We start from the raw sequence: 21,325 nt of genomic DNA on the forward strand, positions 1-21,325 counted from the left end.
AACGGCAGCGTCCGCCGCCAGGTTGGGGTAGAATTATCGCCCTGCCTATTTGTATTACAAATTACCTGACGAATCACTCGCGATGACAGAATCACAATCACAGCCCGTCGGGACGTTGAGCCCGCGTCTTAGCCGCAGCGATGCGGTGCGTCAGTTTATTCGCCGCGATAAAACCCCGGTGGCGATCCTGGTGATGGCCGCGCTGGTGGGGGCGCTGGCTGGTTTGCTCGGCGTGGCCTTCGATAAAGCGGTGGAGTGGGTGCAGCAGCAGCGGCTGGCTTCGCTGGCGCAGGTCGCCGACTCCTGGCTTCTGGTGTGGCCCCTGGCGTTTATCCTGTCCGCCGCGCTGGCGGCGCTGGGCTATTACCTGGTGCGGCGCTTTGCGCCTGAGGCGGGCGGCTCGGGCATTCCGGAAATCGAAGGCGCGCTGGAAGAGCTGCGGCCGGTACGCTGGTGGCGCGTGATCCCGGTGAAATTCATCGGTGGCATGGGCACGCTGGGGGCGGGCATGGTGCTGGGGCGCGAAGGGCCCACGGTGCAGATGGGCGGCAACGTCGGGCGTATGGTATTGGACGTGCTGCGCATTCGCGGCGCCGAGGCGCGTCATACGTTGCTGGCGACCGGGGCCGCCGCCGGGTTGTCCGCCGCGTTCAACGCGCCGCTGGCCGGCATCCTGTTCATCATCGAAGAGATGCGGCCGCAGTTCCGCTACAACCTGATCTCGATTAAAGCGGTGTTTATCGGCGTTATCATGTCGAGCGTGGTGTTCCAGCTGTTTAACGGCCAGGGGGCGGTGATCGCGGTCGACAAACTTTCTTCGGCGCCCATCAATACCCTGTGGCTTTATCTGGTGTTGGGGGCGATCTTCGGCGCGGTGGGCGTGGGGTTCAACGCGCTGATCTTCCGCACCCAGGACATGTTCGCGCGCCTGCACGGCGGCAGAATGCGCAATGTCTTGCTGATGGGCGGGCTGCTCGGCGGCGTGTGCGGCATTCTGGGGCTGATCCAGCCGGAGGCAGCGGGCGGCGGCTTTGGGCTGATCCCGATCGCCGCGGCGGGCAACTACAGCGTCGGCATGTTGATGTTTATCTTTATCACCCGCATCTTCACCACGCTGCTGTGTTTCGGTTCCGGCGCGCCGGGCGGCATCTTCGCGCCGATGCTGGCGCTGGGCACGCTGTTCGGCACCGCCTTCGGGCTGGCGGGGGCGCATCTGTTCCCGCAGTACGGCATCGAGGCGGGCACCTTCGCCATTGCCGGCATGGGGGCGCTGTTCGCCGCCACGGTGCGCGCCCCGCTGACCGGCATCGTGCTGGTGCTGGAAATGACCGACAACTACCAACTTATTTTACCGATGATCATCACCTGCCTCGGCGCCACGGTGGTGGCGCAGCTGCTCGGCGGCAAGCCGCTGTATTCGTCGATCCTGGCCCGCACGCTGCAAAAGCAGGAGGCGCAGCTGGCGTGGGAGGCGGCGCAGAAAACAAGTAAGGAAAATACAACAAATGCGGTGAATACTTGAACGCAACACTCAGGTATCGGATAATCGTTAATATTAATCAGGCAGCCCTGGTCGCGATCTGATGCTGAACAATGTTGGGAGTAAAGAGTATGAGTGATGAAACGGCACTGCCCCTGCAATTTACCGAGGCAGCAGCAAACAAGGTCAAGTACCTGATTGCTGACGAAGAAAATCCGAACCTGAAGTTGCGGGTTTACATTACCGGCGGCGGCTGCAGCGGATTCCAGTACGGCTTCACTTTTGACGACAAGGTCAACGATGGCGACATGACCATCGAGAAGCAGGGCGTGGCGCTGGTGGTCGATCCGATGAGCCTGCAGTATCTGGTTGGCGGTTCGGTGGACTACACCGAAGGGCTGGAAGGATCGCGCTTCGTGGTGACCAACCCAAATGCCAAAACCACCTGCGGTTGCGGTTCGTCGTTCAGCATCTGAGTTTGCCTGTCAGAATATCAACCCGCTCGCTTTCCGGCCGGCGGGTTTTTTTATGCCTACCATTCCACGAGGATCACTGCCGTGCCGTTCTCCTGCACCGGACGGCCGCGAGTGATGCGCGGCTGCTCAGCGTTCGAGAATAAAGGCGGGCAGCTTGAGATGCCAACGAATGGCCGCCAGCCGAATGGCCAGGGTGATGAGCATGCCCAGCATCATGGCCTGCTGCAGCGGCATGCCGAAGGTGTAAAACGCCGTGGCGTGCACGATGCCGCCGATGATGCAGGCGGTGGCGTAAATTTCGGTGCGCAGGATCATCGGGATCTCGCGCGCCAGCACGTCGCGGATAATGCCGCCGCCGACGCCGGTGATCACCCCCATGCAGATCGCCACCAGCGGGCCGGTGCCGGCCGCGAAGGCCTTGTTGACGCCGATGCCGACGAACACCGCCAGCCCGACGGCGTCCAGCACCGGCAGCACCCACTTCGGCAGGCGGCGCGGCTGGCGCACCAGCAGCAGCGTCAAGACGCAGGTGATCATCGCCACCACCAGATCGGTGGGATCCTTGACCCAGAATACCGGGCCGTTGGCCAGCGCCATGTCGCGGATGGTGCCGCCGCCGACCGCGGTGACCACGCCCAATACCAGCACGCCGAACGGATCCATGCGCAGCTTGCCGGCCAGCAGTACGCCGGAGACGGCGAACACCGCCGTGCCGAGAATATCCAGCCAGAACACCAGCATCAGCGGATTTCCGCCAGCTGGCGGCACAGCTGCTGCGCCGCCAACAGGATGCGCGGCCCGCCGCGATTGAACCAGTCTTCGTTCAGCGCGATCACCGGCACCTGCAGCTGCGGCGCCCAGAAGGCTTTCACATTGGCGGCCTCTTTCGCGCCGCCGGTGATGACGATGGCCTGCGGCTGACGCGCCAGTACCTGCTCGCGGCTGATCTGCGGCCAAGGGGTGCGGCTGTCGGCGAAGACGTTCTGCCCGCTGCACAGCGCCAGCACCTGGCTTTGCAGCGTGGCGCCGGAGCTGGTGAACAGCGGCTGGGTGCCGAACTGCAGCAACACGCGGCGTGGCACGTTAGTGGCGTACTGTTGCTTGAGAGCGGCGAACTGGCGGCGAAGGCCTTCTGCGGCCTGATGCGCCTGGTCCGGGTGCGGGCTGTAGCGCGCCAGCTTGTCCAGCAAGCCGGCAATCCCTTCGAGATTGTCGGCGTCCGCATAGAAGATCGGGATGCCGAACGCGGCGAGCTGATCCAAGGCGCGTTGCGGATTGCCGCCGCGCCAGGCGAGGATCAGATCCGGCTTGAGAGCCAGAACCCGCTCCAGATTGATGCCCTGCCAGGAGGCCACCTGCTCCAGCCTGGCGGCCTGCGGCGGGTAATCGGAATAGGCGCTCGCCGCCACCAGCACATCGCCCATGCCGGCGGCATAGGCGAGTTCGGTGGCGTTGGGCGCCAGGCTGATCACCCGCTGCGCGGCGCCGGCCGGCAGGGCCAGCCAGAGCGCCAACAGGCAGAACATCGAGGTGAAGCGCAGTCTCACATCAACCGCGCTTGGCCAGGGTTTGCAGCATGGCGTTGACCATCAGCGTGGACTGCTTGGCCGCTACCACCAGGAACTCGTCAAAGCTCATGTGCGATTCGCTGTCGGCGACGTCGGAAATGGCGCGCACCACCACGAACGGCGTGCCGAACAGATGGCAGACGTGGGCGATCGCCGCGGCTTCCATTTCCACGGCGGCGACGCTCGGGAAGGTGGCGCGGATGCGCGCCAGCGGTTCGGCGCCGTTGATGAAGGCGTCACCGCTGCAGATCAGGCCGCGCACCGCGTGCAGATCCAGCTGTTTGATGCAGCTTTCCGCCAGCGCGATCAGCGCGTCGTCGGCGACGAACGCCGCCGGGCAGCCGGCCATCTGGCCCGGCTCGTAGCCGAAGGCGGTGACGTCGGCGTCGTGGTAGCGCACTTCTTCCGACACCACGATATCGCCCACGCGCAGCGTGCTGGCCAGGCCGCCGGCGGAGCCGGTATTGATCACCACGTCGGGGCTGCAGTGCTCCAGCAACAGGGTGGTGCCCATGGCCGCAGAGACTTTGCCGATGCCGGATTTCAGCAGGGCCACGTCAACGCCGCCGATCTGACCGGTGTAGATTTCGCAGCCCGCGCGCTGGATGGTTTGACGGTTTTCGATTTGATCGCGCAGCAGGGTGACTTCCTGCTCCATTGCGCCGATGATGCCTACTTTCATAAATAACACTCGCTGATTGGCCGTGAGAATTGCGGCATAGTCTATCATGGCTGTGTAAGAGAGATAATGCGTTGCATCCGCTGCCGGGAATTGTTATCACGGGGGCAGGGCGCAACGGCGGAGAAACAGATGTCCGGGATCGACTTCAAGCAAAAAATCAGCTTCCAACGGCCTTTCAGCAAACCGATCGAGGCCGAGGAAGAGTACGACATCGTGCGGCAGTTTGAGAGCGATCGCGGGCGCATCGTCAACTCGGCGGCCATTCGCCGTCTGCAGCAAAAAACTCAGGTATTTCCGCTGGAGCGCAACGCGGCGGTGCGCAGCCGCCTGACGCACTCGATGGAGGTGCAGCAGGTCGGGCGCCATATCGCCAAAGAGATCCTCAACCGCTTCAAACAGGCGGGGAAGATCGACGAACTCGGCCTGACCCGGCTGCTCGATCCGTTTGAAAGCATCGTGGAAATGGCCTGCCTGATGCACGACATCGGCAATCCGCCGTTCGGTCACTTCGGCGAATCGGCGATCAATGACTGGTTTGCCCAGCGGCTCGATCCCGCCAGCTGCGGCAGCGAGCCGGGCAGCCACGATCGCTGCCAGGTGGCGACGCTGCGCCTGCATGAAGGGGAGAGCGATCTGAATCGGCTGCGCAGCCGGATCCGTCAGGATCTCAGCCACTTCGAGGGCAACGCCCAGGCGATCCGCATGGTGTACAGCCTGTTGAAACTCAACCTGACCTACGCGCAGGTCGGCTGCATTCTGAAATACACCCGCCCGGCCTACTGGGCGAGTGACATCCCCGCCAGCCACAGTTACCTGATGAAAAAGCCCGGCTACTATCTGGCGGAAGAAGCCTTCGTCGATCGGCTGCGGCGTGAGCTGCATATGGGCGAGTTCGATCGTTTCCCGCTGACCTACATTATGGAGGCCGCCGATGATATCTCTTACTGCGTGGCCGATCTGGAAGACGCGGTGGAGAAGAGCATTTTCACCGTCGAGCAGCTGTATCAGCACCTGATTCAGGAGTGGGGCGAGGTGGCGCCGGGCGATCTGTTCGACAAGACCGTCGCCAGCGCGTTTCGCAAGATCGATCGCGGCGGCGCGCGGCGCAGCGCGGAAGATCAGTTCTTCATGTATCTGCGGGTGTTTACCGTGGCGCGGCTGGTGCCGCACGCGGCGCAGCGCTTTATCGACAATCTGGACGCGGTTTATCAGGGCAGCTTCAATCAGGCGCTGCTGGAGGATTCCAGCCCGGCCTATCGGCTGCTGAAAATATTTAAAAATGTGGCGTTCAAGCATGTGTTCAACCACCCGGAGGTCGAGCAGCTCGAGCTGCAAGGCTACCGGGTGATCAGCGGCCTGCTGGACATTTACAGCCCGCTGTTGGCGATGTCGCTGGCGGACTTCAGCCTGCTGGTGCGTGAGGACAGCCACCGCGCTTACCCGATCGAAACGCGCCTGTTCCACAAGCTGTCCACCAAGCATCGGCTGGCGTATGTGGAGGCGGTAGAAGGGCTGCAGCATTTATCGCCGGAGCAGCAAGCCATTCGGGAATATTATTTCCGCGCGCGTTTATTGCAGGACTATATCAGCGGAATGACCGACCTGTATGCCTATGATGAATATCGTCGATTAATGGCGGCGGAATAATTGAGCTGAGGAATAATTATCAGCAATTCCAACCGGTTGGCTGTCTTGATTTTTGTAAAGACGGACAATATTTGTTTACTATTGCCAATCATCTGTGCCGGAACTTCAGGCTATTAATTAACTCTGAATAAGCACGCAAGACGGCCATTCTTTTTTGAACGACTTTATAAGAGACACACAGATGAAAAAAACCGCATTAGTTCTGAGCGCACTGGCATTCAGCATCGGCATGGCGATGGGCCCGGTGACGGCCAGCGCCGCTGAAACCGCCTCTTCCAGCACCCAGCAGTTGCCGAGCCTGGCACCGATGCTGGAAAAGGTAATGCCTTCCGTGGTGAGCATTAACGTTGAGGGCAGCACCACGGTCAATACGCCGCGCATGCCGCAGCAGTTCCAACAGTTCTTCGGTGAAGATTCGCCGTTCTGCCAGGACGGTTCGCCGTTCCAGGGCTCGCCGATGTGTCAGGGCGGTGAACAGCCTGGGCCGGATGGCCAGCCGCAGGGCACGCAGCAGAAATTCCAGGCGCTGGGCGCCGGGGTGGTCATCGATGCCGCCAAGGGCTATGTGGTGACCAATAACCACGTGGTGGATAACGCCAACAAGATCCAGGTGCAGCTGAGCGACGGCCGCCGTTTCGACGCCAAGGTGATCGGCAAGGATCCGCGTTCCGACATCGCCCTGATCCAGCTGAAAGACTTCAAGAACCTGACGGCGATCAAGATGGCGGACTCCGATCAGCTGCGCGTCGGCGATTACACCGTGGCGATCGGCAACCCGTACGGGCTGGGCGAAACCGCCACCTCAGGCATCGTGTCCGCCCTGGGGCGCAGCGGCCTGAACATCGAAAACTACGAAAACTTTATCCAGACCGATGCGGCGATCAACCGCGGCAACTCCGGCGGCGCGCTGGTTAACCTGAACGGCGAGCTGATCGGCATCAACACCGCGATCCTGGCGCCGGATGGCGGCAACATCGGCATCGGCTTCGCCATTCCGAGCAATATGGTGAAAAACCTGACGGCGCAAATGGTCGAGTATGGCCAGGTGAAACGCGGTGAGCTCGGCATCATGGGCACCGAGCTGAACTCGGAGCTGGCCAAGGCGATGAAGGTCGACGCGCAGCGCGGCGCTTTCGTCAGCCAGGTAATGCCGAAATCTTCCGCCGCGAAGGCGGGCATCAAGGCCGGCGACGTGATCGTCACCATGAACGGCAAGGCCATCTCCAGCTTCGCCTCGTTCCGGGCGGAGATCGGCACGCTGCCGGTCGGCAGCAAAATGTCGCTGGGCATTATCCGCGACGGCAAACCGGTGACCATTGACGTCACGCTGGAGCAAAGCGCGCAGACCCAGGTGGCCTCGGGCAATATCTACACTGGCATCGAAGGCGCCGAGCTGAGCAATGCCCAGGTCGGCAACGTGAAAGGCGTCAAGGTCGACAGCGTGAAAGCCGGCAGCGCCGCCGCGCGTATCGGCCTGAAAAAGGGCGACGTGATCCTGGGCGTGAACCAACAGCCGATCCAGAACCTGGGCGAGCTGCGTAAAATCCTCGACAGCAAACCGTCGGTGCTGGCGTTGAATATTCAGCGCGGCGATAGCCAACTGTACCTGCTGGCGCAGTGATAAACGTCAGGCGCTAAAAGCAACAAAGGCACGCTATGGCGTGCCTTTTTGCATTATGGCCTGAGGATTCAGGCCGGTTGCGCCAGATGCGCGCGCGCCGCGTGGATCACCAGTTCAATCTCATCCAACAGCTCCAGCCACTCCGGCTCCAGTTCGTCGTTGGTGATGCCCTGGCGCAGCTGCCGCTCGAGGTAGAAACACAGCTGCTTGAGGCGCGGCACGCCGCTGTAGCTGCAGCTGCCGTGCAGCTTATGGACCAGGTCGAGGATCTCGTCGTCGTGTTGCCCCTCGAGCAGCGCCTGCACCCGTTCGCGCACCTGCGGCAGGAAATCGAGCAGCATTTGCAGCAGATCGCGCGCCAGATCCGGCTTATTGGCCGCCTGGCGCAGCGCCAGCGGCCAGTCGAGCGACAGCGGGGCATCGTCGGCGACGGCGCTTTCCACGTCGCCGCTGTGATAGCGCGACAGCACGCGGGTCAGCATTTTCTCGTCGATCGGCTTGGCCAGGTAGTCGTCCATCCCCGCCTGCAGCAGATGCTCGCGTTCGCCGCTGGCGGCATGGGCAGTGACGGCGACGATCGGCGTGGAGTTATGGTGCGGCAACTGGCGGATCAGTTCGCTGGCGTGAATGCCGTCCATCTTCGGCATTTGAATGTCCATCAGGATCAGATCCAGCACGTTGTTGCGCGCCAGCGCCAGCGCCTCCTCACCGCTCTCGCACAGCAGCGTTTTTTCCACCTGTTCGCCCAGCAGCGTGCCGATCAGCTTCAGGTTGGCCGGGTTGTCGTCGACCGCCATCACCGTCAGCGGCAGACGTTTACGCTCAGGCGGGGCGGCGAGCCGATCGGGCGTCTCCATTCTCAGCAGAGGGAACAGACGCGTGCTGGTGATCGGCTTGATCAGGCAGCCGAGCGCGCCTTGTTGTTTAAGCAGCTCGGCATCGATCTGCGCCTGGCACGGCAGCGCCAGAATGACCCTATCGGCCAGTTTCAGCGAGGCCAGCAATTTGTCCTGATGCTGCGCCATGTTGTCGCGGAACGGGATCGGCACGCCGGCCAGCAGGAAGTCATAGTGGCCTGGCGGCAGCTGGCCCAGCGTCGGCGAGTGGGTGATCACCAGCTGCGTGACGCTGAGCATGTTGAGCGTCGCCTGCGCCGCCGTCGGGTTGGACTCGATATAGGCCAGCGTTTTGCCGTTCAGATCCGGCAGACTCGGCGCCAGCGACAGCATGCCCTCATTCAGATCCAGCGTGATATGGAACCAGAAGGTCGAGCCGCGGTTCAACTGGCTGTGGAAGCAGATATCGCCCCCCATCTCTTTCACCAGCTTTTGCGTGATCACCAGCCCCAGCCCGGTGCCGCCGTGGCGGCGGGAGATGCTGGCGTCCGCCTGGCGGAATGCCTGGAACAGCTGCGACTGCTGGCGTTCGGAGATGCCGATGCCGGTATCGTGGATCTGCACTTCCACTTCCACCCGGCGATCCAGCTGTTTGCGCAGCTCCACGCGAATGTCGATATTGCCGGTTTCGGTGAATTTGATGGCGTTGCCCAGCAGGTTGGTGATGATTTGCTGCAGGCGCAGCGAGTCGCCGATCACCTGCTCCGGCACGTCGTTGTGCACATCCAGCGTCAGCTCCAGGCCCTTGTCGTGGGCGCTGGGCGCCAGCAGCACCACCACTTCGTCCAGCGTTTCACGCAGGGCGAACGGAATATGCTCCAGCACCAGCTTGCCGGCCTCCAGCTTGGAGAAGTCCAGCACGTCGTTGATGATGGTCAGCAGGTTGTTGGCCGAGCGCTCGATGGTCTGCAAATAGTCGGTCTGGGTTGCGCTCAGATCGGTTTTCAGCATCTGGCGGGTGAAGCCGATCACGCCGTTGAGCGGAGTACGCAGCTCATGCGACATGTTGGCCAGAAATTCGGACTTGATGCGCGCCGCCTCCTGCGCACGTTTTTTCGCCAGATCCAGTTCGACGTTCTGGATCTCCATCTGCTCCAGCGTTTCGCGCAGGTCTGACGTGGCCTGATCGATGTTCTGCTGCATCTCTTCGTGATAGGCAGTGAGCGACATCGCCATCGAGTTGATGCCGTTTTTCAGCATGTGCAGCTCGCCGAGCATGTAGCCTTCCACGCGGCTGTCGAGCTGGCCGCGGCGGATGCGGTCGACGGTGTTCACCATATTGCGGATCGGGCCGGTCACGTCGCGCATCAGCCGATAAGCGAACAGGATGGCGATACACATGCACAGCAGCAACAGCAGGGTAGAGACAAAGACCTCTTTATATTGCTGCAGCCGCACCGACTGCAGATCCAGCTCGATCGCCACATAGCCCAGGTTGTTGTCGGGATGGCTGCCGCCGTCGGCGGTTTCATCCGGATACTGGCTTTCCGACAGGATCGGCGTGCGCAGGATCAGCGAATCGCCGCGTCGGGTGAGCATCAGATCGGTGGGCAACGGCACGCCTTTCGGCAGCTGCAGCTGAGCGAAGTTGTGATGATAATTGGAGGTGACGAACAAATTGTTCTGCGCATCGAACACGGTGATCGAACGCACGATGTCCGAATGGCGGCGGTGCAACAGGCTGACCAACTGCCTGACCGATTCGCGGCTGCGGAACGTCATGCCGTACTCGCTGGCCACCGCCAGCGGCTCGATGATGCTGGCGCCGGCGTCGACCAGTTGTTCCTGCAGCTCGTTATAGCGGTGCACCACGAAGAAGGTGCTGAGCAGCAAACCAATCAGCAAGGTCGGTGCCAGAATCAGGATCATCATGCGCGCACGCAGGCTGTATTTGGTCATGGGATTCCAATGTGGGAGAATTGACAGCTGACACTAGCTTAATGAACCAGCACACAATCGACAAATATGGCGCAATTCTACTCTCCCAAACGCCGCGTGACGACCCGGCAGAGCTCACAAATCTTCACCGTGACGGTGAGCGATCTCGATCCTTTCGGCCAGGGCGTGGCGCGCCACGACGGCAAAGCGGTGTTCGTGCCGGGCGTCTTGCCGGGCGAGCAGGCGGAAATCCAACTGACCGAAGACAAGCGTCAGTTCGCCAAAGGCAAGCTCAAACGCCTGCTGAGCCGCAGCCCGCAGCGGGTAGAACCGCGCTGCCCGCATTTTGGCGTGTGCGGCGGCTGCCAGCAGCAACATGCGGATGAGGCGCTGCAACAGCAGAGCAAGGCGGCGGCGCTGGTGCGCATGATCGCCCGCGAAACCGGAGTAACCCCGCAACAGGAACCGGTGATCGCCGGCCCGGAATACGGCTATCGCCGCCGCGCCCGCCTGAGCCTGGCATGGCAGCCGAAGCAGCAGCGCCTGATGATGGGCTTTCGCCAGGCGGCCTCCAGCGAGCTGGTGGCGGTGGAGCACTGCCCGGTGCTGCGGCCGGAGCTGGAGCAGCTGCTGGCGCCGGTGCGCGCCTGCCTGAGCGGGCTGCAGGCGGTGCGGCGGCTGGGGCATGTGGAGCTGGTGCTGGCGGATAACGGCCCGCTGCTGGTGCTGCGTCATCTCGACGCGCTGAAAGAGGCGGATCGGCAGGCGCTGTTGGCGTTTGGCGAGCGGGAAAAGGTCGCCGTTTATCTGGCGCCGGACAGCGAACGGGTGGAAAAACTGTGCGGTGAAACGCCGTATTATCAGGTTGACGGGCTACGCTTAGACTTCAGTCCGCGCGACTTTATTCAGGTCAATGACGTCGTAAACCAACAAATGGTGGCGCAGGCCCTTGAATGGCTCGACATTCAACCCAATGATCGGGTGCTGGACCTGTTCTGCGGCATGGGTAATTTCACCCTGCCGCTGGCGCGCCGCGCCGCCGCGGTGGTGGGCATCGAAGGTGTTGCCACGCTGGTAGCGAATGGGCAATATAATGCACATAAGAATAAGCTGAATAATGCGTCGTTCTTCCATGAGAATCTGGAGGACAACGTTGCGCGGCAACCTTGGGCAGCACAAGGGTTTGATAAGGTGATGCTGGATCCCGCCCGCGCCGGTGCGGCCGGGGTGATGTCACACATTGTAAAACTGGCGCCGGCGCGGGTGGTGTATGTTTCCTGTAACCCCACCACGCTGGCTCGCGACAGCAACGTGCTGTTGAACGCCGGTTATCGTCTTGCGCGCGTGCGGATGTTGGATATGTTTCCGCACACGGGGCATCTTGAATCAATGGCGCTGTTTATCAACGAGCGTGCGCCAGAGGTCGCTGCAAAGTAGGGAGAAGTTATGGTTGCGGTAAGAAGTGCACATCTGAATACGGCGGGTGAGTTCGCTCTCGATGAGTGGATCGCCGGCTTGGGGCTACCTAACCCGCAGTCATGTGAGCGATTGGCCGCAACCTGGCGTTATTGTGAGCAGCAGACCCAAAACCATCCTGACGCCTCGCTGCTGCTGTGGCGCGGCCTGGAGATGGTGGAAATTCTCTCGACGCTGAGCATGGACAATGACAGCATGCGCGCCGCGCTGCTGTTCCCGCTGGTGGACGCCGGCATCGTGCAGGAAGAGATCCTGACCGAAGCGTTCGGCAAGGGCATCGTCGCGCTGGTGCACGGCGTGCGTGACATGGACGCCATTCGCCAACTGAAAGCCACCCAAAACGACTCGATGGCCTCCGAACAGGTCGACAACGTGCGCCGCATGCTGTTGGCGATGGTGGAGGATTTCCGCTGCGTGGTCATCAAGCTGGCGGAGCGCATCGCCCACCTGCGTGAGGTGAAAGACGCGCCGGAAGACGAACGCGTGCTGGCGGCGAAAGAGTGTTCCAACATCTACGCCCCGCTGGCCAACCGGCTCGGCATCGGCCAGCTGAAGTGGGAGCTGGAGGATTTCTGCTTCCGCTACCTGCATCCGGAAGAATATAAGCGCATCGCCAAGCTGTTGCATGAGCGCCGCATCGATCGCGAACAGTTCATCGACGATTTCGTCGCCGGGCTGCGCGCCGAGATGGCCAACGAAGGCATTCGGGTGGAGATCTACGGCCGGCCGAAACACATCTACAGCATCTGGCGCAAGATGCAGAAAAAACACCTGGCGTTCGACGAACTGTTCGACGTGCGTGCGGTGCGCATCGTGGCGGAGCGCCTGCAGGATTGCTACGCGGCGTTGGGCATCGTGCATACCCACTTCCGCCATTTGCCGGATGAGTTCGACGACTACGTCGCTAACCCGAAACCGAACGGCTACCAGTCGATCCACACCGTGGTGCTGGGGCCGCGCGGCAAAACCGTAGAGATTCAGATCCGCACGCGCCAAATGCATGAAGACGCCGAACTGGGCGTGGCCGCGCACTGGAAGTACAAAGAGGGCGCAGGCGTGACCGTGCGCTCCGGCTACGAAGAACGCATCGCCTGGCTGCGCAAGCTGATCGCCTGGCAGGAAGAAATGGCGGACTCCGGCGAGATGCTCGACGAAGTGCGCAGCCAGGTGTTCGACGATCGGGTCTATGTATTTACCCCGAAAGGCGACGTGGTGGATCTGCCGGCCGGCTCCACGCCACTCGATTTCGCCTACCACATTCACAGCGACGTCGGTCACCGCTGTATCGGCGCCAAGATCGGCGGCCGCATCGTGCCGTTTACCTATCAGCTGAAGATGGGCGATCAGATTGAGATCATCACCCAGAAACAGCCGAACCCGAGCCGCGACTGGCTGAACCCAAACCTGGGGTATGTCACCACCAGCCGCGGGCGCTCGAAGATCCACAACTGGTTCCGCAAGCAGGATCGCGACAAGAACATTCTCGCCGGCCGCCAGATGCTGGACAACGAACTGGAACACCTCGGCATCAGCCTGAAAGAGGCCGAAAAGCTGCTGATCCCGCGCTACAACATGAACTCGCTGGACGAGGTGTTGGCGGCGATCGGCGGCGGGGACATTCGCCTGAACCAGATGGTGAATTACCTGCAGGGCAAGTTCAACAAGCCGAGCGCCGAAGAGCAGGATCGCGAGGCGCTGCGCCAACTGGTGCAGCAGAAAGCGCCGCCGCCGGCCCGCAACAAGGACAACGGCCGAGTGGTGGTGGAGGGCGTGGGCAACCTGATGCACCACATTGCCCGCTGCTGCCAGCCGATCCCTGGCGACGACATCGTCGGTTTTATCACCCAGGGGCGCGGCATCTCGATCCACCGTGCGGACTGCGATCAGCTGGTCGATTTGCAATCGCACGCGCCGGAGCGCATCGTCGATGCGGTATGGGGTGAAAGCTACTCCAGCGGTTATTCGCTGGTGGTGCGCGTGATGGCCAACGATCGCAGCGGGTTGCTGCGCGACATTACCACCATTTTGGCCAACGAAAAGGTCAACGTGCTGGGGGTTGCCAGCCGCAGCGACACCAAGAAACAGTTGGCCACCATCGACATGGATATCGAAATCTACAACCAGCAGGTGCTGAGCCGGGTGCTGGCGAAGCTGAACCAGCTGCCGGACGTGATAGACGCCAAGCGTCTGCACGGCAACTAAGCCCACATCGCCTTTCGGGCCGTATGCGCTATCGATACGGCCCGAGATCCATGCATTCGGTGGGCGCTCCCATGCGCCCCCATTCTTTCTCAGAGATTTTTTATGACCCAATCCACTCCGCTGCAGCGCCTGCTGAACATCATGAAAACGCTGCGCGATCCGCAGGTCGGTTGCTCGTGGGACCGCAAGCAAACTTTCGCCACCATCGCGCCCTACACGCTGGAAGAGACTTACGAAGTGCTGGACGCCATCGAGCGGCAGGACTATGCCGATCTGCGCGACGAACTGGGCGACTTGCTGTTCCAGGTGGTGTTCTACGCCCAGATGGGGCAGGAACAGGGGCTGTTCGATTTTGATGAGGTGTGTACCGCCATCAGCGATAAGCTGGAGCGCCGTCACCCGCACATTTTCGGTGACGCCGAGGGTGGGGACAGCGAAGCCGTGGCCGCGCGCTGGGAGCAGCTCAAGGCCGGCGAGCGCGCCGAAAAAGCGCTGCACTCGGTGCTGGACGACATTCCGCAGGCGTTGCCGGCGCTGATGAAGGCGCACAAAATTCAAAAACGCTGCGCCTCGGTCGGCTTCGACTGGAACACCCTGGGGCCGGTGCTGGACAAAGTGTACGAAGAGATCGATGAAGTGATGCACGAAGCCCGCCAGGCGGTGGTCGATGAGAGCAAGCTGGAAGAGGAGATCGGCGATCTGCTGTTCGCCACGGTGAATCTGTCGCGCCATCTGGGGCACAAGGCGGAGAACGCGCTGCAGGCGGCGAACCGCAAGTTCGAGCGCCGCTTCCGCCAGGTGGAAGCGATCGTCCAGCAACGCGGGCTGCGGCTTGAAGACGCCACGCTGGAGCAGATGGAAGACGCCTGGCAGCAGGTGAAACGCCAGGAAAGTTGAATCGCTGCGACGACAATGTTGATCGCCGACAAGGTTCACGAAAGCTGAAACGGTTAAGCTTGCAGTCAGGTCACAGGCGCATGGCTGCCGTCGGCAGCAAAAGGCCAACAAACTGAAATCTAAGGCGTTTTATCGCTCCTGAGGGGCGGTAAAAAGAAATTTTCTCCGCTAACTCTTTGTATTTCCTGGAGGGTTTACGGGGCGCCGGCGGAGTAAACCCTGATGAACACGGGAGGGCGGCCGAGATGATGGACAGCAAAACGATCGTTTGTAGGTCAGGAGAGGTTCGGGTATACTACTTTCCCGTCCTGGTTCTTCCATCGTCTTTAAACCTAAACTCTCAGGTTCAGCATGACAACTAATTATATTTTTGTGACCGGCGGGGTCGTATCCTCTCTGGGTAAAGGCATTGCCGCAGCCTCTCTGGCGGCTATTCTTGAAGCCCGTGGCCTCAACGTTACCATCATGAAACTGGACCCGTACATCAACGTGGATCCGGGCACCATGAGCCCGATTCAGCATGGGGAAGTTTTCGTCACCGAAGACGGCGCAGAAACCGATCTGGATTTGGGTCACTACGAGCGCTTCATTCGCACCAAAATGTCGCGTCGCAACAACTTCACCACCGGCCGCATCTACTCCGACGTGCTGCGTAAAGAACGCCGCGGCGACTATTTGGGCGCGACCGTGCAGGTCATTCCGCACATCACCAACGCGATCAAAGAGCGCATCATCGAAGGCGGCGAAGGCCACGATGTGGTGCTGGTGGAAATCGGCGGCACCGTCGGCGATATCGAATCGCTGCCGTTCCTCGAAGCCATCCGTCAGATGGCGGTGGAAGTGGGCCGCGAGCACACGCTGTACATGCACCTGACGCTGGTGCCGTACATGGCGGCGGCCGGCGAAGTGAAAACCAAGCCGACCCAGCATTCCGTAAAAGAGCTGCTTTCCATCGGTATTCAGCCTGATGTGCTGATTTGCCGCTCCGATCGCGCGGTTCCTGCTAACGAACGCGCTAAAATCGCGCTTTTCTGCAACGTGCCGGAAAAAGCGGTTATCTCTCTGAAAGACGTTGATTCTATTTATAAAATCCCAGGCCTATTGAAATCTCAGGGGCTGGACGATTATATTTGTAAACGATTCAGCCTGAACGCGCCGGAAGCCAACCTGGCCGAATGGGAACAGGTGATCTACGAAGAAGCCAATCCGGGCGGCGAAGTGACCATCGGTATGGTCGGCAAATACGTTGAGCTGCCGGACGCCTACAAGTCGGTGATTGAAGCGCTGAAGCACGGCGGGCTGAAAAACCGTCTGACCGTGAACATCAAGCTGATCGACTCGCAGGACGTGGAAACCCGCGGCGTGGAAGTGCTGAAAGGGCTGGACGCGATCCTGATCCCGGGCGGCTTTGGCTATCGCGGCGTGGAAGGCAAAGTGATGACCGCACGCTATGCGCGCGAGAACAACATTCCTTACCTGGGCATTTGCCTGGGCATGCAGGTGGCGTTGATGGAGTTCGCTCGCAACGTGGCGGGGATGGAGAACGCCAACTCCACCGAGTTTATGCCAGACTGTAAGTACCCGGTGGTGGCGTTGATCACCGAATGGCGCGACGAAGACGGCAACGTCGAAGTGCGCAGTGAAGAAAGCGATTTGGGCGGCACGATGCGCGTAGGTGGCCAACAGTGCAACCTGAGTGACAACAGCCTGGTGCGTCAGCTGTACGGCGAACCGACCATTGTCGAGCGTCACCGTCACCGTTACGAAGTTAACAACATGCTGTTGAAGCAGATCGAAGCCGCAGGGCTGCGTGTCGCCGGTCGTTCCGCCGACAACAAGCTGGTTGAGATCATTGAACTGCCGAATCACCCGTGGTTTGTAGCCTGTCAGTTCCACCCGGAATTTACGTCTACGCCGCGTGATGGGCATCCGCTGTTCGCCGGCTTCGTGAAAGCCGCAGGCGAGCATCAGAAGCGCCAGGTGAAATAACATATTTGGTAGGCGGCGCGCGGTGAGAACCGCGCGCTGTTTGTCTGGAGTTTTAGTTTAACTTGTACTGAGGAAAACCTAATGTCCAAAATCGTTAAAGTCATCGGTCGTGAAATCATCGACTCCCGCGGTAACCCGACTGTTGAAGCCGAAGTTCATCTGGAAGGCGGTTTCGTCGGCCTGGCTGCTGCGCCGTCAGGTGCTTCTACCGGTTCCCGCGAAGCGCTGGAACTGCGTGACGGTGACAAGTCTCGTTTCCTGGGTAAAGGCGTACTGAAAGCCGTTGCTGCAGTAAACGGTCCGATTGCTCAGGCAGTACTGGGTAAAGATGCCAAAGACCAGGCGAACATCGACAAGATCATGATCGAGCTGGACGGCACCGAAAACAAATCCAACTTCGGCGCCAACGCCATTCTGGCGGTTTCCCTGGCAGCAGCGAAAGCGGCCGCAGCCTCTAAAGGTATGCCGCTGTACGAGCACATCGCTGAACTGAACGGCACCCCAGGCAAATTCTCCATGCCACTGCCGATGATGAACATCATCAACGGCGGCGAGCACGCTGACAACAACGTCGACATTCAGGAATTCATGATTCAGCCGGTTGGCGCGAAGACCCTGAAAGAAGCGGTGCGCATCGGTTCTGAAGTGTTCCACCACCTGGCTAAAGTTCTGAAAGCCAAAGGCATGAACACCGCCGTGGGCGACGAAGGCGGCTATGCGCCAAACCTGGGTTCCAACGCCGAAGCGCTGGCGGTTATCGCTGAAGCGGTAAAAGCGGCGGGCTACGAGCTGGGCAAAGACGTCACTCTGGCGATGGACTGCGCGGCTTCCGAATTCTACAAAGACGGTAAATACGTGCTGGCCGGCGAAGGTAACAAAGCCTTCACTTCCGAAGAGTTCACTCACTTCCTGGAAGAGCTGACCAAACAGTACCCAATCGTGTCTATCGAAGACGGCCTGGATGAATCCGACTGGGCGGGCTTCGCTTACCAGACCAAAGTACTGGGCGACAAAATCCAGCTGGTTGGCGACGATCTGTTCGTGACCAACACCAAGATCCTGAAAGAAGGCATCGAGAAAGGCATCGCTAACTCCATCCTGATCAAGTTCAACCAGATCGGTTCTCTGACCGAAACCCTGGCAGCTATCAAGATGGCGAAAGACGCCGGTTACACTGCGGTGATCTCTCACCGTTCCGGTGAAACCGAAGACGCGACCATCGCTGACCTGGCGGTAGGGACTGCGGCTGGCCAGATCAAAACCGGTTCCATGAGCCGTTCTGACCGCGTTGCCAAGTACAACCAACTGATCCGTATCGAAGAAGCGCTGGGTGACCGTGCGCCGTTCAACGGCCTGAAAGAAGTTAAAGGCCAGTAAGTTCGACCGATTCGGTTGCTAAATAAAAACCCGCCGCGGCGGGTTTTTTTATGTTTTAAATTCGTGATGATTGTCATTTTAATAATAAGTTTTTTATTGAAAGCGTGGTTTTGTTTAACCCGATAATTTCATTAAAGATAGTAAACACGCTTATTTTATATTCCCATTTTATTTGCTTTATAACTATTCGTTACTAGACTGCCAATAAGGCAGTTTATTTTCGCCGTTCTGCCGTAGACCTTGAACATCACCATACCTTAATACTGCCGGCTTGCTGGCCGGTTGAGCGAGGGCTTGATGCGACAACGAATCATCATTGTCGGCGGCGGAACCGGCGGCACCATCCTGGCCAATTTATTGGCCGCAAAATTGCACCGGGAAATTATTAATAATAAAGTCGAGTTATTAATGATATCGGATTCACCGCTGCATTATTACAAACCGGCGTTTATGTATGTGGCATTCAATACTTTTTTCAAGCAAGAGCTCACGCGCTCACAGCGGAGTTTATTGCGGCCCGAAATACAGTTTATTATTGATAAAGCAGAATCTTTCGATTTAAAACAGCGAAGTATAGCGACGCAAAGCGGTAAATTTTATTCCTATGATTTTCTGGTTTTCGCCACCGGCTGCGTACCCTGGCCAGAGCGCATCGAAGGATTGGCGCAGGCGGGCGATCATTTTTACCAGTATCAGGCCGCCAGGCGGTTAGCGCATAAATTGGCGACGATCGAGAAAGGCCGCATTTTCATCACCGTGTCCTTCCCTGAAACGCCCAACGTGCCCCACCAGTGCGGCATCGCCCCGATCGAAACCACCCTGATGCTGGATGACTACCTGCGGCGGCGCGGCGTGCGCAAGGCGGTGGAGATTGTGTACACCTATCCGACCATTTCTCAACTCTTGCGTAACTGCCTGTTTTTACAGCGCCCGACCGGCGAAGCGCTGCCCGCCATTTTTGCCGCACGTGACATTCTCCACCAGCGTGGGTTTACCCTCAGCCGGGTAGACCCCCAACGTAACATCGCCTATTCCGCTGAGGGGGAAGAGCAACCGTTCGACATTCTGATGGCAACGCCGCCGATTCGCGCAGTCGAGGCGGTGCGCAATACCGGGTTGAGCGAGAGTCAAAACGGTGAAGGCTGGCTGCCGACCGATCATCAAACGCTGCAGGTCTACGGCCAGCAGGGCGTGTATGTCATAGGTGATACCGTGGATTTGCCGGTCAGCAAGGCCGGCGGCTCTTGCCATAATCAGGCGCCGGTCATTGCCGACAACATCGTGGCGGAAATGCGGCTGGGCCAAACTGTGAGCCATTATGACGGCAAGGTGCAGGCGGTTGCGCAAATGGGGCTGAATGCCGGCATGCCGCTGGTGTACGACTACCGTCACGACGTGCTGCCGACGCCCGCCACCAAGGTGGGCGGCATGCTGCGCAATGGGTTTAACCGTGGCCTTTACTGGGCCACGGTAAGGGGGCTGATATGACGGAAAGCACGGTGCATGCGGCTGACCTGCAATCATTGGCGGCATTGCTCGATAAACTGCAGCCGCTACTGGCGGGTGGCCGGTTGGATAACGTGGTCGATCTGTTGTCGCTGTTGTCGGACGTGGTGGATATTGCCGACAACGCGCTGGTGGAGAAATTAGCCGGCGTCTTTGAAGGTTTGGTGACCCTCGGCTGGGAAGGTGGAACGGCGCTGCAGATGGCGCACAGCGAGCTGCAGTTGAATCCACCACCGGCCAGTTTTCGCGCGCTGTACGCCTTGCTGAAGCAGCCGGATACCTTGCTGGGGTTAACGTTGCTGCTGCGTACTTTACAAATCATCGGCCGGCGCACGCGAGACAGCGCGTTGCCGCCGGCCATTTCGGATGAATCAACGAATTAAGCTTTCCCACTCAGGTAAGGAGTTGCGTTATGTCCGCCATCACTGGCCACGCTTTCGCCACCCGCGCCATTCATTACGGCTACGATCCTCAGTTGTATTGGGGGGCACTGTCCCCACCGGTGTTTATGAGCTCTACGTTTGCTTTTCCCACGGCGGAATACGGCGGCGCCTGCTTTGCCGGCACCGAGCCGGGGTACTTTTACTCGCGCATCGCCAACCCGACGTTAAACCTGCTCGAGCAACGCATCGCCAACCTTGAGGAGGGGGAGGCGGCGGTGGCGTTCGCTTCCGGCATGGGGGCGATCACCGCGTGTTGTTGGACGCTGCTCAGACCGGGTGATGAGCTGATTGTCGACGAAACCGTGTATGGTTGCACCTTCAGCTACTTTCATCATGGTCTGGCGCGCTTTGGCGTCAAGATAACCCACGTTGATCTGACCCGGCCGGAGCGGCTGGCGGCGGCCATGGGGCCGCGTACCCGCCTGGTGTATTGCGAAACGCCGGCCAATCCCAATATGCGTTTGATCGATATCGCCGCCGTGGCGGAGATCGCCCATCGGCATCAGGCGCTGTTGCTGGTGGACAACACCTATTGCACGCCCTATCTGCAGCGGCCTTTGGCGTTAGGCGCCGATATCGTGGTGCACTCGGCGACCAAGTACCTCGGCGGACACGGCGATCTCCTGGCCGGAATAGCGGTGACGCGTCAGGCGTTGGCCGAGGCGATCCGTCTGGAGGGGCTAAAGGACATGAATGGGGCGGTACTGTCGGCGCAGGATGCCGCGCTGGTGCTGCGCGGGATGAAAACCCTGCCGCTGCGCATGGATCGTCATTGCGATAACGCGCAGCGCCTGGCGGAGATGTTGGCGGAGCATCCGGCGGTCGAGCGGGTATATTACCCCGGCCTGGCGAACTTCCCGCAGCATGCGTTGGCGCAGTGGCAAATGGCGCGCCCCGGTGGCATGCTGGCGTTTGAGCTGCGGGGTGGCCTGCGTGCGGGCATTCGCTTCCTCAACTCGCTGCAGCTCATCTTGCGCGCGGTCAGCCTGGGCGATTGCGAAAGCCTGGCGCAACATCCGGCCAGCATGACGCACTCGGCCTACACGCCGGAAGAGCGGAAACGGCACCACATCAGCGAGGGGCTGGTGCGGCTGTCCGCCGGGCTGGAGGCGTTTGACGATCTGCAGGCGGATATCCTGCAAGCGCTGGCGCAGGCGCAATAAAAAAACCCGCCGCAGCGGGTTTTA

General features: G+C 60.2%; 16 protein-coding genes. 12 read left to right on the forward strand and 4 right to left on the reverse strand.

Translation table 11 applies throughout. The features are described from left to right. The first annotated feature begins 82 nt into the window (after positions 1 to 82). Positions 83 to 1,522 carry a H(+)/Cl(-) exchange transporter ClcA gene (gene clcA, locus ACJ8IJ_RS16910; protein ID WP_442518838.1) on the forward strand — a complete coding sequence of 480 codons (1,440 nt, stop codon included), beginning with the start codon at positions 83 to 85 and terminating at the stop codon, positions 1,520 to 1,522. Positions 1,523 to 1,611: 89 nt separating this feature from the next. After that, a complete protein-coding gene (gene erpA, locus ACJ8IJ_RS16915; RefSeq protein WP_033641865.1) occupies positions 1,612 to 1,956 on the forward strand; it encodes an iron-sulfur cluster insertion protein ErpA in 345 nt (114 codons plus the stop codon). Between the two features lie 126 nt (positions 1,957 to 2,082). Here erpA and ACJ8IJ_RS16920 read toward each other — a convergent pair whose 3' ends face one another. The 3 genes from ACJ8IJ_RS16920 to mtnN are packed head-to-tail and all read right to left on the reverse strand — an operon-like array spanning position 2,083 to position 4,206. Next, entirely contained in the window at positions 2,083 to 2,697 is a 615-nt protein-coding gene (locus ACJ8IJ_RS16920) for a TRIC cation channel family protein (protein ID WP_019455092.1), read from the reverse strand. After that, positions 2,697 to 3,482, reverse strand: a complete 786-nt coding sequence (gene btuF, locus ACJ8IJ_RS16925; RefSeq protein WP_442518856.1) for a vitamin B12 ABC transporter substrate-binding protein BtuF — start codon at positions 3,480 to 3,482, stop codon at positions 2,697 to 2,699. Before btuF ends, ACJ8IJ_RS16920 begins: the two co-directional genes overlap by 1 nt. 22 nt (positions 3,483 to 3,504) lie before the next feature. Beyond that, positions 3,505 to 4,206, reverse strand: a complete 702-nt coding sequence (gene mtnN / locus ACJ8IJ_RS16930; RefSeq protein WP_015376665.1) for a 5'-methylthioadenosine/S-adenosylhomocysteine nucleosidase — start codon at positions 4,204 to 4,206, stop codon at positions 3,505 to 3,507. Positions 4,207 to 4,335: 129 nt separating this feature from the next. Between mtnN and dgt the strand changes: the two genes are divergently transcribed. Beyond that, positions 4,336 to 5,853: a dGTPase gene (gene dgt, locus ACJ8IJ_RS16935; protein ID WP_442518839.1), complete on the forward strand. Its 1,518-nt coding sequence runs from the start codon at positions 4,336 to 4,338 to the stop codon at positions 5,851 to 5,853. Positions 5,854 to 6,034: 181 nt separating this feature from the next. Continuing rightward, entirely contained in the window at positions 6,035 to 7,474 is a 1,440-nt protein-coding gene (degP, locus tag ACJ8IJ_RS16940) for a serine endoprotease DegP (RefSeq protein ID WP_004932695.1), read from the forward strand. A gap of 68 nt (positions 7,475 to 7,542) precedes the next feature. Here degP and barA read toward each other — a convergent pair whose 3' ends face one another. Next, entirely contained in the window at positions 7,543 to 10,269 is a 2,727-nt protein-coding gene (gene barA / locus ACJ8IJ_RS16945) for a two-component sensor histidine kinase BarA (protein ID WP_049188039.1), read from the reverse strand. 66 nt (positions 10,270 to 10,335) lie between these two features. On the opposite strand from barA, the gene rlmD reads away from it, so the two are divergent. The 8 genes from rlmD to ACJ8IJ_RS16985 all read left to right on the forward strand — a co-directional run bounded on the left by rlmD (position 10,336) and on the right by ACJ8IJ_RS16985 (position 21,301). After that, a complete protein-coding gene (rlmD, locus tag ACJ8IJ_RS16950; RefSeq protein ID WP_015376669.1) occupies positions 10,336 to 11,685 on the forward strand; it encodes a 23S rRNA (uracil(1939)-C(5))-methyltransferase RlmD in 1,350 nt (449 codons plus the stop codon). A gap of 9 nt (positions 11,686 to 11,694) precedes the next feature. Beyond that, positions 11,695 to 13,926: a GTP diphosphokinase gene (relA, locus tag ACJ8IJ_RS16955; protein WP_442518840.1), complete on the forward strand. Its 2,232-nt coding sequence runs from the start codon at positions 11,695 to 11,697 to the stop codon at positions 13,924 to 13,926. A gap of 102 nt (positions 13,927 to 14,028) precedes the next feature. Next, a complete protein-coding gene (gene mazG / locus ACJ8IJ_RS16960; protein WP_033631803.1) occupies positions 14,029 to 14,823 on the forward strand; it encodes a nucleoside triphosphate pyrophosphohydrolase in 795 nt (264 codons plus the stop codon). Positions 14,824 to 15,174: 351 nt separating this feature from the next. Further along, the gene (gene pyrG, locus ACJ8IJ_RS16965; RefSeq protein ID WP_004932674.1) at positions 15,175 to 16,812 is read left to right on the forward strand and encodes a glutamine hydrolyzing CTP synthase; all 1,638 of its coding nucleotides are present in this window, start codon (positions 15,175 to 15,177) and stop codon (positions 16,810 to 16,812) included. Positions 16,813 to 16,893: 81 nt separating this feature from the next. Next, positions 16,894 to 18,189: a phosphopyruvate hydratase gene (eno, locus tag ACJ8IJ_RS16970; protein ID WP_004932670.1), complete on the forward strand. Its 1,296-nt coding sequence runs from the start codon at positions 16,894 to 16,896 to the stop codon at positions 18,187 to 18,189. A 297-nt stretch (positions 18,190 to 18,486) separates the two neighbouring features. Then, positions 18,487 to 19,677, forward strand: a complete 1,191-nt coding sequence (locus ACJ8IJ_RS16975) for an NAD(P)/FAD-dependent oxidoreductase (protein WP_049188045.1) — start codon at positions 18,487 to 18,489, stop codon at positions 19,675 to 19,677. Beyond that, the gene (locus ACJ8IJ_RS16980) at positions 19,674 to 20,078 is read left to right on the forward strand and encodes a hypothetical protein (protein ID WP_004932663.1); all 405 of its coding nucleotides are present in this window, start codon (positions 19,674 to 19,676) and stop codon (positions 20,076 to 20,078) included. The genes ACJ8IJ_RS16975 and ACJ8IJ_RS16980 overlap by 4 nt, the downstream gene beginning before the upstream one ends. A 29-nt stretch (positions 20,079 to 20,107) precedes the next feature. Then, the gene (locus tag ACJ8IJ_RS16985; protein WP_442518841.1) at positions 20,108 to 21,301 is read left to right on the forward strand and encodes a methionine gamma-lyase; all 1,194 of its coding nucleotides are present in this window, start codon (positions 20,108 to 20,110) and stop codon (positions 21,299 to 21,301) included. Positions 21,302 to 21,325 lie beyond the last annotated feature (24 nt).

Source organism: Serratia sp. CY40230 (assembly GCF_052168835.1).
Taxonomy (GTDB): domain Bacteria; phylum Pseudomonadota; class Gammaproteobacteria; order Enterobacterales; family Enterobacteriaceae; genus Serratia; species Serratia nematodiphila.

Bases quoted from the DNA above. Each gene is read 5' to 3' on its own strand.
- btuF (WP_442518856.1), bottom strand. From the start codon at position 3,482: ATGTTCTGCCTGTTGGCGCTCTGGCTGGCCCTGCCGGCCGGCGCCGCG.
- ACJ8IJ_RS16985 (WP_442518841.1), top strand. From the start codon at position 20,108: ATGTCCGCCATCACTGGCCACGCTTTCGCCACCCGCGCCATTCATTAC.
- ACJ8IJ_RS16975 (WP_049188045.1), top strand. From the start codon at position 18,487: ATGCGACAACGAATCATCATTGTCGGCGGCGGAACCGGCGGCACCATC.
- pyrG (WP_004932674.1), top strand. From the start codon at position 15,175: ATGACAACTAATTATATTTTTGTGACCGGCGGGGTCGTATCCTCTCTG.
- rlmD (WP_015376669.1), top strand. From the start codon at position 10,336: ATGGCGCAATTCTACTCTCCCAAACGCCGCGTGACGACCCGGCAGAGC.
- degP (WP_004932695.1), top strand. From the start codon at position 6,035: ATGAAAAAAACCGCATTAGTTCTGAGCGCACTGGCATTCAGCATCGGC.
- mazG (WP_033631803.1), top strand. From the start codon at position 14,029: ATGACCCAATCCACTCCGCTGCAGCGCCTGCTGAACATCATGAAAACG.
- ACJ8IJ_RS16920 (WP_019455092.1), bottom strand. From the start codon at position 2,697: ATGCTGGTGTTCTGGCTGGATATTCTCGGCACGGCGGTGTTCGCCGTC.
- ACJ8IJ_RS16980 (WP_004932663.1), top strand. From the start codon at position 19,674: ATGACGGAAAGCACGGTGCATGCGGCTGACCTGCAATCATTGGCGGCA.
- dgt (WP_442518839.1), top strand. From the start codon at position 4,336: ATGTCCGGGATCGACTTCAAGCAAAAAATCAGCTTCCAACGGCCTTTC.
- barA (WP_049188039.1), bottom strand. From the start codon at position 10,269: ATGACCAAATACAGCCTGCGTGCGCGCATGATGATCCTGATTCTGGCA.
- relA (WP_442518840.1), top strand. From the start codon at position 11,695: ATGGTTGCGGTAAGAAGTGCACATCTGAATACGGCGGGTGAGTTCGCT.
- mtnN (WP_015376665.1), bottom strand. From the start codon at position 4,206: ATGAAAGTAGGCATCATCGGCGCAATGGAGCAGGAAGTCACCCTGCTG.
- clcA (WP_442518838.1), top strand. From the start codon at position 83: ATGACAGAATCACAATCACAGCCCGTCGGGACGTTGAGCCCGCGTCTT.
- erpA (WP_033641865.1), top strand. From the start codon at position 1,612: ATGAGTGATGAAACGGCACTGCCCCTGCAATTTACCGAGGCAGCAGCA.
- eno (WP_004932670.1), top strand. From the start codon at position 16,894: ATGTCCAAAATCGTTAAAGTCATCGGTCGTGAAATCATCGACTCCCGC.